Source organism: Pseudomonas sp. C11, assembly GCF_034683865.1.
Lineage (GTDB): Bacteria > Pseudomonadota > Gammaproteobacteria > Pseudomonadales > Pseudomonadaceae > Aquipseudomonas.
The window spans coordinates 46,942-60,941 of record NZ_JAWIIP010000019.1 but is presented as its reverse complement, the minus strand read 5'-3'; the positions used below and the strand labels follow the sequence as shown (position 1 = coordinate 60,941).

Here is a 14,000-nt window from a genome sequence, read left to right as displayed (position 1 = left end):
AATACAATATGTATTTTTATATACTGTATTTCCAGAAAGTGTTGGCAACGCGACGAACGGTCACCCGTAGGGCGGGTGAAACCCGCCAGCCACCTGGGCAGGTTGCACCCGCCCTACGCCATAAACGCGAAAACCCGCCAAGGCGGGTTTTCTGAGTGCTGCGGATGGATCAGGCGTCGGCGTCAGCGCTGGCCTGATAGGCTGCGGCGTCGAGCAGCTTGTCCAGTTCGCCGGCATCGCTCGGCTTGAGCTTGAAGAACCAGCTGCCGTACGGATCACTGTTGACGCTCTCCGGGCTGTCGGCCAGGCCTTCGTTGATGGCGATCACCTCGCCGCCAACCGGGGCATAGATGTCGGAAGCGGCCTTGACCGACTCCACCACACCCGCTTCCTGACCGGCAGCCAGTTGCTTGCCGACTTCCGGCAGCTCGATGAATACCACATCGCCGAGGGCTTCCTGAGCGTGGTCGGAAATCCCCACGGTCACGCTGCCATCGGCCTCCAGGCGCGCCCACTCATGGCTGGCGGCGTAACGCAGGTCGGCGGGAATATTGCTCATGTTTCGTTCCTCGTAAGCGATGACGGCAAGTGGGCCGCCAGGACAATTTAGCAGGCCATGGCGCGAGCGACAGCCCGGCCATGGCCCGATGTTCAGATCAGCGGTTTGCCATGGCGCACGAAATTCGGCTGCACCACGCGCACCGGGAACCATTTGCCGCGGATTTCCACCTCGGCACGTTCACCGGTCGCCGCCGGTACACGAGCCAGGGCGATGGATTTGTTCAACGTCGGCGAGAAACTGCCGCTGGTGATCTCGCCGTCCCCGATATCGGCCACCCGTACCACCTGATGGGCACGCAGCACGCCGCGCTCTTCCAGCACGAGGCCGACCAGCTTGCTCGGGCAACCGGCAGCACGCTGCGCTTCGAGCGCTGTGCGACCGATGAAATCGCGCTCGGCTGGCTCCCAGGCCAGCGTCCAGGCCATGTTGGCGGCCAGGGGCGAGACGCTTTCGTCCATGTCCTGGCCGTAGAGGTTCATCCCGGCCTCCAGGCGCAGGGTGTCACGGGCGCCCAGGCCGATGGGCGAAATACCGGCCCCCACCAGATCGTTGAGGAAGGCCACCACCTCGGTCACGGGCAGAACGATTTCCAGGCCGTCTTCACCGGTATAGCCGGTGCGCGCGATAAACCAGTCGCCCTCGGGCAAGCCCTGGAAGGGCTTGAGCTCGTGGATCAGCGCAGCACGGGCCTGGGTCACCAGTTCGGCGGTACGGGCACGGGCCTTGGGCCCCTGGATGGCGAGCATGGCCAGGTCACGGCGCTCATGCAGGCTGACATCATGATCAGCCGCCTGGGCATGCATCCAGGCCAGATCCTTGTCACGCGTGCCGGCATTGAGTACCACGCGGTAGCCGTCATGCGTCAGGTAGACGATCAGATCGTCGATCACCCCGCCCTGCTCGTTGAGCATGGCGCTGTACAGCGCCTTGCCAGGGCTTTGCAGCCGCGCCACGTCATTGGCCAGCAGGCGCTGCAGGTAGGCCTGCGCCTGGCTGCCGCCGATATCCACCACGCACATGTGCGAGACGTCGAACACGCCGCAGTCGCGGCGCACCTGATGATGCTCCTCCACCTGCGAACCGTAGTGCAGCGGCATGTCCCAGCCGCCGAAATCCACCATTTTGGCGCCCAGCGCCAGGTGCAGGTCATAGAGGGGGGTACGCTGTCCCATGGGTGTCTCCTTCCGGGCTTGGCGAAGCGATTCAGACCCTCGAGAAGCTAGCTGCGTGGCCATTGCTGCGTTACAGCCAGGCTCGAAATGCTCATGTGTATGAGCACAGTCGGGGGCGATCCCGGCCGTTTTCGCCTGGCTGCGCCTTGCACTGGGCGCTGCGCCTGCGCTTCTCGACACGTCTGCCGGGCTGCCCCGACTCGCGAATGGCGCGCATTGTAGCCGCAAGGTCAGCGGGGGTCACCCGACCAACGATCACGCTTCAGGTCGTAGGACGGGTGCAACCCACCATGCCTCGACACGGGTGGGTTGCACCCGCCCCACCGCGTTTGTCTTGATCAACCGAAACGCCGCGCCGAACGACGGATCAGCAGGATCACCGGCAGCAGACCGACCGCGACCAGGGTCAATGCCGGTAGCGAAGCGCGCGCCCATTCGCCTTCGCTGGTCATTTCGAACACACGCACGGCCAAGGTCTCCCAGCCGAAGGGGCGCATCAACAGCGTAGCCGGCATTTCCTTGAGCACGTCGACGAACACCAGCAAGGCAGCCGATAGCGCCCCCGGCAGCAGCAGCGGCAGATAGACGCGCAGGAACAGGCTGACACCACCGACGCCGAGGCTGCGCGATGCCTCGGGCAGGGACGGGCGAATCCGCGCCAGGCTGGTTTCCAGCGGCCCGTAAGCCACGGCCAGGAAGCGAATCAGGTAAGCCACCAGCAACGCGGCCAGGCTGCCCAGCAGCAGCGGTTTGCCGGCTCCGCCAAGGGCGCTGCTCAACGGGATCACCAGTTCGCGGTCGAGAAAGCTGAACGCCAGCATGATCGCCACCGCCAGCACCGAGCCCGGCAACGCATAGCCGAGGTTGCCGAAGGCCACACCGGCCCGCACCAGGCGCGTCGGAGCCTGACGGCGGGCGAAGGCCAGCAGCAGCGCCACACTGACGGTGATCAGCGCCGCCATGGCGCCCAGATAGAGCGTGTGCAGGATCAGCCCGGCATAACGCTCGTCGAGGTCGAAACGCCCGCGCTGCCAGAACCAGGCCAGCAACTGCAACACGGGGATGACGAAGGCGCAGGCGAATACCAGGCCGCACCAGGTGCTGGCCGCCAGAGCCTTCCAGCCGCTCAGGTGGTACAACGCCTGACCACGGGCACGTTCGTTGGCCGGGCGTGCGGCACCACGGGCGCGGCGCTCACCGTATAGCACCAGGGCCACGGCCAGCAGCAACAAACTGGCGAGCTGGGTGGCACTGGTCAGGCTGTAGAAGCTGTACCAGGTCTTGTAGATGGCGGTGGTAAAAGTGTCGAAATTGAACACCGAGACCGCGCCGAAATCCGCCAGGGTCTCCATGATCGCCAGGGCCAGACCGGCGCCGATGGCTGGCCGCGCCATCGGCAGAGCGACGCGCCAGAACGCTTGCCAGGGCGTCTGCCCAAGCACCCTCGCAGCCTCCATCAGCCCCTTGCCCTGGGCCAGGAAAGCGGTACGCGCAAGCAGGTAGACATAGGGGTAGAACACCAGCACCAGGACGATGATCACTCCGCCGGTGGAGCGTACGCGCGGCAAACGCACGCCGCTGCCGAACCATTCGCGCAACAGCGTCTGCACCGGGCCGGCGAAATCCAGCAGGCCGACGAAGACGAAGGCCAATACATAGGCGGGAATGGCGAACGGCAGCATCAGCGCCCAATCCAGCCAGCGCCTCCCCGGGAATTCGCAGAGACTGGTCAGCCAAGCCAGGCTGACGCCCAGCAGGGTCACGCCGATGCCGACGCCGAGCACCAGCGTCAGGGTATTGCCGATCAGCCGCGTCAGCTGCGTCTGCCACAGGTGCGCCCAGATCTGCGTATCGACGTCGTGCCAGCTGAACAGCAGCACGGACAGCGGCATCAGCACCAAGGCAACGGCAGCAAGGACGATGGGGTACCAGCGACGCTGGACGGGATGCGACACGCGGATTCCTCAAAGGCAGAAAAGACGACGCCCCGGCCAGGCGGGGCGTCGAAGTAAAACAGCCGGGGGCGACAGGCTGCAAGCTTCAGGCGCAGCGACTTGGGTGCTTACCTTCGGCCTGCCGCCTGCAGCCGCCTCATTGCCAGCCGGCGCGATCCATCAGCATGGTCGCCTCGGCCTGGCGCTTGCCCGCCACCTCGGTGGCCACGGTATCGGCCTTGAAGGTGCCCCAGGAGGCGACCTCGGCGGAAGGCGCTACTGCCGGGTTGGCCGGGTATTCCTGGTTGACGCCGGCGAAGATGCTCTGCGCTTCCGGGGTGGTCATCCACTCCAGCAGCTTCTTGGCCTGCTCGGCATGCGGCGCATGCTTGGTCACACCGGCACCGGCGAGGTTGACGTGCACGCCACGGCCATCCTGATTCGGCCAGAACGGCTTCACTTTCAGATCCGGATCCTGCTTGTGCAGGCGGCCATAGTAGTAGGTGTTGGTGATGCCCACGTCGCACTGACCGGCGTCGATGGCCTGCAGCAGGGCGGTATCGTCGGCGAACACATCGGTGGCCAGGTTGTTGACCCAGCCCTTGATGATTTCCTCGGTCTTCTCGGCGCCGTGGGCTTCGATCAGAGTTGCGGTCAGCGACTGGTTGTAGACCTTCTTGCTGGTGCGCAGGCACAGGCGGCCTTCCCAGTTCTTGTCAGCCAGCGCTTCGTAGGTAGACAGCTCCTCCGGTTTGACCCGCTCGGTGGAGTAGAAGATGGTGCGCGCGCGCAGCGACAGGCCCGTCCAGCTGTCGGTGCTGGAGCGGTACTGGGCCGGGATGTTGGCGTCGATCACTGCGGATTGGGTCGGCTGCAGCACACCGGCCTGCTCGGCCTGCCAGAGGTTGCCGGCATCGACGGTGATCAGCAGATCGGCCGGCGTGTTGGCGCCCTCGGCCTTGAGGCGGGCGATCAGCGGAGCTTCCTTGTCGGTGATGAACTTCACCTTGACCCCGGTCTTCTCGGTATAGGCGTCGAAGACCGGCTTGATCAGCTCGTCGATCCGGGCGGAGTAGACCACCACTTCATCGGCGGCTTGAACGGCGGTCGCCAGGGTGCTGAGGGTGAATGCGGCAAAGAGCGCGTTACGAGCCTTCATGAAACCAGCCTCTTGGTCATCGTCAAAGAGGCTGAATAGTAGTGAATGCTATTTACCTTCTCAACGAAACGCGGCACGCAATCATGGCCAGTTGTTACAAGGCGTTTTCGGGCTCGCGAGTGGCCAGCAGGTCGGCTGGCAGCAGCAGGGTATCGATCACCGCATCGAGCGGCAGGGAGACGACCACCAGCACCGGGCAGACGATGCTGAACCAGCACGCAATCGTTCCACCATTACCGCTGCCACTGGGCCCAGGACGTGCACCCAGCAGATAGAGATCGCTGTTGATCCCCTTGTAGGTATCCACCTGCGTGGCACCGTCCTTGCCGCCGCGTCCCACCATCGTGCCGCAGCCTGCGGCCAGCACCAGCGTCATCATCAACATACAGCGCAGCATGTGCTTCATTGCACACTCCTCATTCATCCATGACAGGTAAAAGGGTGTTTCAGATCCTGGCCAGCTCCGGTAGATCACCCGACAGCCCCAGCGCCTGGCGCACGAACAGCGCCTTGGCCTCGGCCTGGCCATCGACCAGATCCAGCCCGATGTTGCGCAGCAGGCGCAGCGGCAGCGGGTCGGCCTGGAACAGCCGCTCGAAGCCCTCCATCGCCGCCATCATCGCCAGGTTGTAGGGCATACGGCGGCGTTCGTAGCGACTCAGCACGCGCTCGTCGGCCAGGTTCTCGCCACGCTCGGCGGCGTGTTGCAACACCTCGGCCAGCACCGCCGCGTCAAGGAAACCCAGGTTGACGCCCTGCCCCGCCAGCGGGTGGATGGTGTGCGCGGCATCTCCGATCAGCGCCAGCCCCGGCTCGACGTAACGCTTGGCATGGCGCTGACGCAAAGGGATACACAGACGGCTATCGGCATGCAGCACGCGGCCCAGACGCAACTCGAACGCCCGACTCAGCTCGCGGCAGAAATCCTCGTCCCCCATTGCCATCAGGCGTTCGGCTTCGGCAGGCACGGTCGACCAGACGATCGAGCACCAGTGCTCGCCAGGCGGCCCGGCCAGTGGCAGGAAGGCCAGCGGGCCGTCGTCGGTGAAGCGCTGCCAGGCCGTCGCCTGGTGCGGGCGCTCGCAGCGCACGCTGGTGACGATGGCGTGGTGCAGGTAATCCCACTCACGCGTGGCACAACCGGCCAGGCGGCGCACTGCCGAGTTGGCACCATCGGCGGCCACCAGCAGCGGCGCGCGCAGTTGGCGGCCATCGGTAAGGGTCAGCAGCCAGTCGTCGCCGCTACGGCGCAGTTGCTCCAGACGGGCGCCGGGTAGCAGACCGATCTGGCTGTCGTGCAGGCGTTCGAGCAGAGCATCCTGCACCACGCGGTTCTCGACGATATGACCGAGGGTGTCGGCATGCACACTGGCCGCAGCGAAATGGATGCTGCCGGTGCCGGAGCCGTCCCACACACGCATCTCGCCATAGGGGCAGGCTCGCCGGCTTGCAATGCCCTGCCAGGCGCCGAGGCGCTCGATGATGCGCTGGCTGGCCACCGACAGCGCGCTGACTCGCGGTTCGAACGGTGCATCGGCGGCGAACGGCGCCACGCTGAGCGGGCTGCCATCGACGATGAGGATATCCAGGCCACTGTGCTCGAGCGCCAGAGCCAGGGTACTGCCGACCATGCCGGCACCGACGATGATCAAATCCGCGCGCATATTCATTCCTTGGTCATCACAGGCTTCGCGTACCCATGCCCATCGCCTGGCGGGCGAACCAGCGCTTGGCCGGCGGCAGCAGATCCAGGCCGAGCAGGCCGAGATTGCGCCCGGTGGCCAACAGCGGCTGAGCGGTACTGAACAGGCGGGTCACCCGGTCGGAAAAGCCGACGGTCAACTGTTGATCCAGTTGCTGACGCTGCAGATAGCGCTGCAGCGTGGCGTAATCGCCCAGCGCAGCCTGGCTGTCGCTCAGCACTTCGGCCAGGGCCTGGGTATCGCGCAGCGACAGGTTGTAGCCCTGGCCGGCGATGGGGTGCAGGCTGTGCGCGGCATTGCCCAGCACCACCAGATTCGGGCGCACCTGCTCCTGCGCTTCCACCAGCGCCAGCGGATAGAGGTGCCGCGTACCGACCTGGCGCAACGCGCCGAGGCGATAGCCGAAGGCCTGCTGCAACTCGTCGAGGAAGGCGCGTTCGCTCAAGCTCATCAACCGCTCGGCATCGCGGCTGTCGCGCGTCCAGACCAAGGCACAGCGGTTGCCGTCCAGCGGCAGCATGGCCATCGGCCCGTCATCGGTAAAACGCTCGAACGCCTGGCCGCGATGAGCTTCCAGTGGGCTGACGTTGGCGATGATGGCGCTCTGACCGTAGGGCGTTTGGTTGACGGCGATGCCGAGCTGCTCACGCAGGCCGGAGCGGCCGCCATCAGCGAGCACCGCCAGTTGGCAATCGAGGCTGCTGCCATCGTTCAGCTGCAGGCGGTAGCCGGCCTCGATCTGGCGCATGGCGGTGACTTCGGCCGGGCAATGCCACTGCACGACTTGCGGGTCGAGCGCCTGCCACAGGCAATGGCCGATCCAGGCGTTCTCCACCACGTAGCCCAGAGCCGGCACACCTTCTTCGATGGCCTGCAGGCGGGTGGCGCCGAAACGACCACGGTCGGACACGTGAATCTGCAGGATCGGCTCGGCACGCTGGGCAATGGCTTGCCACAGGTCGAGTCGTTCGTAGATCAGCCGGCTGCCGTAGGACAGCGCGGTGGAACGCGCGTCATAGCTGGGCTGGTAGGCATTGCCGGGGGCGAAAGGTTCGATCAGGGCGATGCGCCAGCCACGCTGGCGCGCGGTTTCCTGCAGGGCCAGCGCCAGGCTGGCGCCCACCAGGCCGCCACCGATGATCGCCAGATTTACCTGGGTCATGGGCTCAGGCCGCCTCGCTGCGCGCGGCAGCCATCAACGCCTCGATCTCGGCGACCGACTTCGGCACGCCATTGGTGAGAATCTCGCAGCCCTTCTTGGTCACCACCACGTCGTCCTCGATGCGCACGCCGATGCCGCGCCACTTCTTCGCCACCTTGTCATTGTCGGTGGCGATATAGATGCCCGGCTCGACGGTCATGGCCATGCCCGGCTCGAGCACACGCCACTCGCCGCCGACCTTGTAGTCGCCGACATCGTGCACGTCCATGCCCAGCCAGTGGCCGGCACGGTGCATGTAGAAAGGCTTGTAGGCTTCGCTGGCGATCAGTTCGTCGACGTCGCCGCTAAGCAGGCCCAGTTCCACCAGGCCGGCGGTGATCACCCGCACGGTGGCCTCGTGAGCTTCGTTCCAGTGCTTGCCGGGAGCGATGTGCTTGAAGGCCTCTTCGTTGGCTTTCAGCACCAGCTCGTAGATGGCCTTCTGCTCGGGCGAGAACTTGCCGCTGACCGGGAAGGTGCGGGTGATGTCGCTGGCGTAGCAGTCGATCTCGCAACCGGCATCGATCAGCACCAGGTCGCCGTCCTTGAGCAGGGCGTCGTTCTCGCGGTAGTGCAGGATGCAGGCGTTCTTGCCGGCCGCGACGATGCTGCCGTAGGCCGGCATCTTCGCCCCGCCCTTGCGGAACTCGTAATCCAGCTCGGCTTCCAGGTGGTATTCGTAGAGCCCGGCGCGGCTGGCCTGCATGGCACGGATATGGGCGCGCGCGCTGATCTCGGCCGCCTCCTTCATCACCTTCACTTCAGCGGCCGACTTGTACAGGCGCATGTCGTGCAGCAGGTGGTCGAGGGCGACGAATTCGTTCGGCGGCGTGGCGCCCTGGCGCGCCTTGGCGCGGATGTGGTTGATCCACTCCATCAGACGCTGATCGAATTCCTGATTGAAGCCGATGGCGTAGTAGACACGCTCACGGCCTTCGATCAGCCCCGGCAGGATGTCGTCGATATCGCCGATGGGGAAGGCATCGTCGGCGCCGAAGGTGCTCACGGCACCGTCCTGGCCGGCACGCAGGCCATCCCACAGCTCGCGCTCGGGGTCGCGCTCACGGCAGAACAACACGTATTCGCCATGCTCGCGACCAGGGATCAGCGCCATCACCGCTTCCGGCTCGGGGAAGCCGGTGAGGTACTGGAAATCACTGTCCTGACGGTAGGTGTGCTCGACATCGCGATTGCGGATGTACACGGGCGCAGCCGGCAGGATGGCGATGCTGTTGGGTTCCATCTGCGCCATCAGCGCCTTGCGCCGACGGGCATATTCGGACTTGGGAATGCTGATCACGGCAGGCTCCAACGAATGACTGTCAGTGCAGGGAAGGTTTCGGTGCGGCGGCGGCCGGCTGGGCGCACTCGGAGAACAGCAGCAGCGGCGCGACGCGCAGGTATTCCATCACCTCCATATAGTCGCTCTCGCCGTCCTCGGATTCGTCCAGTGCGTTTTGTACCTGGGCGATGGCGGACAGATCCTGCAGCACTTCCATGGCTTCGGCGCTCAGCGCGCCGTCACGGGCGGTCAGACCGAAACCACCGAGAAAGCCCTGGCACCATTGGCCGAGAGCGGTGGCACGTTCGGCCAGCGGCGTTTCGTCGTCCGGCAGCAACAGCACCACGGTGATGTCTTCGCTGCACAGCTCGCCCTTGACCATCTCCTGCAGGCCGATCAGCGCCTGGCGTACGCTGTCCTGTGGCTCGCCACCGAGCAACTCGGCGGCATCGACCAGCCAGGGGCCGGGCTCAAAGCCGGCGCCAGCGCAACTGCGCCCGAGCAGCAGGCCGTGCAATTCGGCGGGTGAGACAGTGTGCCCCGCGCTGCTCAAGAGAGCGGCGAAGGCGGCGTAGGGAGAACGGGAAGTCGACATGGGCAGCTAGGCGCCAGGCGGCGCAATCTCTAGAATGGAGGCCTCGTATCCTAGCACCGCCAGGCGAGCCAAGGCCATCTGCGGCCGCCTGGGTGCACGCGGCCTGTTCGCCAGCTGGTTTGACCTGCTGGCGCGACACGCCTATATAGTCCAGCCATTCCCTCCCGTAGCGAGAGCCCATGGAAGACGCCGACCTGCAAGCTTTGACCACCAAACTGGAGCTGCTGATCCAGCGGGTCGAGCAGCTCAAGGCCCACAACCGACTCCTGCTGGCGAATGAACAGGCCTGGCGCGAGGAACGTGCCCATCTGATCGAGAAGAACGAATTGGCCCGGCACAAGGTCGAATCGATGATTTCGCGCCTCAAAGCCCTGGAGCAGGACACATGACCCAATCCAAAACCGTGACCGTCCATATCCTGGACAAAGAATATTGCATCGCCTGCCCGCAGGAAGAACGCGCCAACCTGGAAAGCGCCGCCCGCTATCTGGACGGCAAGATGCGGGAGATCCGCACCAGCGGCAAGGTGATCGGCGCCGACCGCGTCGCGGTCATGGCCGCTTTGAACATCACCCATGATCTGCTGCACAAGCAACAGCGCCTGGACATGGATGCCAGCTCGACCCGCCAGCAGGTGCGTGATCTGCTCGACCGCGTCGATCAGGCCCTCACCGACGATCCCAAAGCGCCCTGATCACCCGGCATGCAGGCCGATTCGTCGTGCGGTGCCCGCAAGCCGCTCTCATCGGGTATACTGGCCACCGCTCCCTGGAGTGTGCGCCAGTCGGTGATGTCCCTGAGCCGATACGCACAACCACGGGGGTTGCAAGTTGGGGCCGGTGTGCATGTCCGCCTGACGGAAAGCCTTAACGCCTCCTGCAACCTCCACCTTGAACTTTCGGGTTCAAGGGCTAAACCGACAGCGGCATGCCGGGGAGTCACTCCTTCTCTCGCCCGCGCCACTCGGCGCCGGCGCCTTCACCAGCGCGATAGCCAATCATGATCGAATCTGCCGGTTTGAGCCGTGCGCAGCTGCGTCGCCTGCTGCGCCAAAAACGCCGGGCGCTGTCCACCAGCGCCCAACGCCAGGCCGCCCTGGGGTTGTACCGTCAACTGGCACAACAGCCGCAATTTCGCCGAGCCCGACACATCGCTCTGTACTTGCCCAACGACGGCGAGATCGACCCGCGCCCCTTGCTGCGCGAAGCCCAGCGGCGCGGCAAGCGCACCTACCTACCGGTGCTCAGTGCCTGGCCACGCACCAAGATGGTGTTCCAGCGCATCACTCGGCACGAGAAACTGGCGGGTAATCGCTTCCGCATCCTCGAACCCAGGCCGCAACCGGCCCGCCAGCGCAAGATCTGGGCGCTGGATCTGGTGCTGTTGCCGTTGGTCGGCTTCGATGACCGAGGCGGACGCCTCGGCATGGGTGGCGGCTTCTATGACCGCAGCCTGGCCTATCTGCGCCAGCGCAAGAATTGGCACAAGCCGACACTACTGGGCCTGGCGCACGAATGTCAGCGAGTGGATGCACTGGCGATGGCCAGCTGGGATGTGCCCTTGCAGGCAACGGTGACGAACAAGGCGTGGTATCGCGACTAGAAGCGTGCCGCACTCCCTGCGGCGCTGAGACTCGGAGCGGCCTAGGGCTGCTGCGAAACCTTGGCTGGAACGTCGCTCTGACGATCCAGGAGACTCTGGGTGTAACCCGTGGTAACCATGCCCAGGCCGAACAGTATGACGAGAACCCACAATAGATCTGGCTTGCGTTTCATTGATTGCCTCCCCCTTCCAGGCAATTCTGCGCGTGAACCGCGGCATTATTGTTCTATTTAGTCCGACGTCCCCCGCGTTTAGCCGGGCATTTTCCGCCAGCTGACAACGCTTCGCAATTTCTGACGCCAACCGGTCGTCGGACGGTCTACCCTCAATTGATGTCCGCCAACGGACACGCCTGCAGGAGCAAAGTTCATGCCTTATTGGCTGATGAAATCTGAACCCGACGAACTGTCCATCCATGACCTCGAACGCCTCGGCACGACGCGTTGGGATGGCGTGCGCAATTATCAGGCGCGCAACTTCATGCGATCGATGCGACCGGATGACCTGTTCTTCTTCTATCACTCCAGTTGCCCGCGCCCAGGCATCGCCGGTATCGCCCGCATCGTCGGCGAGGTTTACCCCGACCCCACGGCGCTCGACCCTCAGAGTCATTACCACGATGCCAAGGCCAGCGCAGAGAAGAATCCCTGGAGCGCGCTGGACGTTGCCTTCGTCGAAGCTTTCGATGACGTGCTGCCGTTGCCGGCGCTGAAGAACAACCCGCTGCTGCTGGAAATGCCGCTGGTGCAACGTGCCAGCCGCCTCTCGGTGATGCCGGTCAGCGAAGCGCAGTGGCAGGCGATCCTGGCCATGCGCTGACTCGACTGCAGCCGTGAACCCTCAATATCGCCCCCTTGCCGGAGCCCTGCCATGACGGCCCCTTCCGCCTGGCCAGCGCGTGTGGCGCTGGCCCTGCTGCTGATTCTGCTCTGCGGCTCCAGCACGCTGCTCTGGTACCAGCTCGCCCGCGAACAGCAGCAGCGTATCGACGAGCGCATCGACTACCAGGCGCGCAGCCTGGCACGCCAACTGGAAAACTCGCTGCAACAGGAGGTCGCCAGCCTGGAACGCATCGCCCGCCTGTGGAACACCTTCGATCGTCTGCCGCGCGCCAGCTGGGAAGAGGAAGTCAATCGCACCCTGGCAGGCTTCCCCGCCTATCAGTCGATCCAGTGGCAGGGCCCGGAGCTGCGCATGCACTGGCTGCTGCCGGTGAAGGGCAACGAAGCCGCGATCAATTTCCGTCTCGAGCCCAGCCACCCCAATTACGCCCTGGCCATGCAGGCGCGCGACAGCGGTGAACAGCGCTTTTCCAACAGTTTCGAACTGGTGCAGGGCGGCCGTGGTTTCATCCTCTACACACCGCTGTATCGCACGCAGGACGGCAAGCGAGTCTTTGATGGCTTCCTGCAGGGGGTCTTTCGCGTCAAGCCTTTGATGGATCAGCTGCTTACCCATCTAGACCAGGGCACCTTCACCGTCGAGCTGCTCGAGCACGGCCAGCCGATCTATCGCCACGCCCAGGCCAGCGGAGCGGACGCACCAGGGCGCGCGGTCACCCTCAATCTGCTCAACAACCAGAACTTCAGCCTTTATTTGAGCCCGACACCCGCCCTGCTCGCCCAGCTCGAAACCCCGCTGCCGCAGTTGGTGCTCGGTAGCGGTCTGGTGATCAGCCTGTTGCTGGTCGCGGCCCTGGCGCTGGCCCTGCAAAACGGCCTGCGCGCGCGAGCCCAGCAGCACGCCAACCAGTTGCTGGAGATCGAAGCCCACAGGCGCGAGGAAATCGAGCAGCGTCTGCGCGAGAACCGCGAGCGCCTGCAACTGGTGCTCGATCTCACCGACTTCAGCCACGACGGCCTGTTCATCTTCGATACCGCGACCCGCGAATTGCTGCACATGAACCAGGCCACGTACGCCAGCCTGGGCTATCGCGCCGAACAGTTCGCCGAGCTGCTGCGCGACGCGCCGGAAAAGCTGATACCCGGCTTTCACCGCTGGCTGGAGCAAGCGCATCAGGCCCAACGCGACAACCTGACGCGGATCTTCCAGCGCGAACTGATTCGCCGTGATGGCAGCCGCCAGCCCGCCGAGATCAACACCCAGCTGGTGCGCCTGCACGACCGTGAGTACCTGATTGCCGTGTCACGCGACAACAGCGAGCGCCTGCAGCTGGAGGGTCAGTTGCAACGCCTGTCGCAGCTGGACGGCCTGACCGGTCTGTACAACCGCCGCTACTTCGACCAGCAACTGCTGGCACTGTGGCGCAGCCAATGGCGCAACGCCGCGCCACTGGCGTTGCTGATGGTGGATATCGACTACTTCAAGGCCTACAACGATGCCCTCGGTCATCTGGCCGGCGATGACGCATTGCGCCAGGTCGGCGAGGTACTGCAAGGCAGCCTGCAACGTGAGGGCGATATCGCCTGCCGTTACGGCGGCGAAGAGTTCGTGGTGATCCTGCCCGGCACCGATCACGTCGGCGCCGGACAGGTCGCCGAGCGCCTGCATACCGCCATCGCCGACTTGCATATCGGCCATCCGGGCAGCCCACTTGGGCACCTGACCCTGAGCATCGGTATCGCGGCTGCCGAGCCGGTGCAGGACGACCGCCCAGGCGAGCTGCTTGCGCACTGCGACCAGGCGCTGTACCAGGCCAAACACAAAGGCCGTAACCGCACCGAGGCCTGGCACGAAATAACCGACTAGGCAGCGACGATTTGACTCATATCAGCATGGCCGCGCGGCGCATTGTCCATACTGACCGCAGTCAGCCAAGGAAGCCGTCGC

Annotated in this window: 14 protein-coding genes and 1 other RNA gene; 6 read left to right on the top strand and 9 right to left on the bottom strand. The window is 64.8% G+C overall.

From position 1 onward, the window contains the following. Positions 1-169: 169 nt before the first annotated feature. From gcvH to VC352_RS23170, 9 genes are all read right to left on the bottom strand, one after another. Complete coding sequence (gene gcvH, locus VC352_RS23210; protein ID WP_322981863.1) at positions 170-559, bottom strand: glycine cleavage system protein GcvH; 390 nt, start codon at positions 557-559, stop codon at positions 170-172. A 92-nt stretch (positions 560-651) separates the two neighbouring features. Next, positions 652-1,734 (bottom strand): glycine cleavage system aminomethyltransferase GcvT, encoded by a 1,083-nt coding sequence (gene gcvT / locus VC352_RS23205; protein WP_322981862.1) that lies wholly within the window; start codon positions 1,732-1,734, stop codon positions 652-654. 338 nt (positions 1,735-2,072) lie between these two features. After that, entirely contained in the window at positions 2,073-3,689 is a 1,617-nt protein-coding gene (locus VC352_RS23200) for an iron ABC transporter permease (protein ID WP_322981861.1), read from the bottom strand. Positions 3,690-3,825: 136 nt separating this feature from the next. Beyond that, a complete protein-coding gene (locus tag VC352_RS23195) occupies positions 3,826-4,827 on the bottom strand; it encodes an extracellular solute-binding protein (RefSeq protein WP_322981860.1) in 1,002 nt (333 codons plus the stop codon). Positions 4,828-4,921: 94 nt separating this feature from the next. Then, a complete protein-coding gene (locus VC352_RS23190) occupies positions 4,922-5,233 on the bottom strand; it encodes a YceK/YidQ family lipoprotein (protein ID WP_322981859.1) in 312 nt (103 codons plus the stop codon). Between the two features lie 40 nt (positions 5,234-5,273). Further along, positions 5,274-6,491 carry a 2-octaprenyl-3-methyl-6-methoxy-1,4-benzoquinol hydroxylase gene (locus VC352_RS23185; protein ID WP_322981858.1) on the bottom strand — a complete coding sequence of 406 codons (1,218 nt, stop codon included), beginning with the start codon at positions 6,489-6,491 and terminating at the stop codon, positions 5,274-5,276. Between the two features lie 16 nt (positions 6,492-6,507). Next, a complete protein-coding gene (gene ubiH, locus VC352_RS23180) occupies positions 6,508-7,692 on the bottom strand; it encodes a 2-octaprenyl-6-methoxyphenyl hydroxylase (protein WP_322981857.1) in 1,185 nt (394 codons plus the stop codon). 4 nt (positions 7,693-7,696) lie between these two features. Continuing rightward, the gene (gene pepP, locus VC352_RS23175) at positions 7,697-9,031 is read right to left on the bottom strand and encodes a Xaa-Pro aminopeptidase (protein WP_322981856.1); all 1,335 of its coding nucleotides are present in this window, start codon (positions 9,029-9,031) and stop codon (positions 7,697-7,699) included. Between the two features lie 22 nt (positions 9,032-9,053). Beyond that, positions 9,054-9,608: a YecA family protein gene (locus tag VC352_RS23170; RefSeq protein ID WP_322981855.1), complete on the bottom strand. Its 555-nt coding sequence runs from the start codon at positions 9,606-9,608 to the stop codon at positions 9,054-9,056. Between the two features lie 179 nt (positions 9,609-9,787). Here VC352_RS23170 and VC352_RS23165 point away from each other — a divergent pair, with 179 nt between their 5' ends. From VC352_RS23165 to VC352_RS23140, 6 genes are all read left to right on the top strand, one after another. Then, a complete protein-coding gene (locus VC352_RS23165; RefSeq protein WP_322981854.1) occupies positions 9,788-9,997 on the top strand; it encodes a TIGR02449 family protein in 210 nt (69 codons plus the stop codon). Then, complete coding sequence (locus VC352_RS23160; protein ID WP_322981853.1) at positions 9,994-10,302, top strand: cell division protein ZapA; 309 nt, start codon at positions 9,994-9,996, stop codon at positions 10,300-10,302. Before VC352_RS23165 ends, VC352_RS23160 begins: the two co-directional genes overlap by 4 nt. Positions 10,303-10,370: 68 nt before the next feature. Next, positions 10,371-10,549: non-coding RNA, 6S RNA (gene ssrS / locus VC352_RS23155), on the top strand. Between the two features lie 58 nt (positions 10,550-10,607). Beyond that, positions 10,608-11,210 (top strand): 5-formyltetrahydrofolate cyclo-ligase, encoded by a 603-nt coding sequence (locus VC352_RS23150; protein ID WP_322981852.1) that lies wholly within the window; start codon positions 10,608-10,610, stop codon positions 11,208-11,210. 369 nt (positions 11,211-11,579) lie between these two features. Next, positions 11,580-12,029 carry an EVE domain-containing protein gene (locus VC352_RS23145; protein WP_322981851.1) on the top strand — a complete coding sequence of 150 codons (450 nt, stop codon included), beginning with the start codon at positions 11,580-11,582 and terminating at the stop codon, positions 12,027-12,029. Positions 12,030-12,080: 51 nt separating this feature from the next. Further along, positions 12,081-13,919 (top strand): diguanylate cyclase, encoded by a 1,839-nt coding sequence (locus tag VC352_RS23140; RefSeq protein ID WP_322981850.1) that lies wholly within the window; start codon positions 12,081-12,083, stop codon positions 13,917-13,919. The last annotated feature ends 81 nt before the right edge of the window (positions 13,920-14,000 follow it).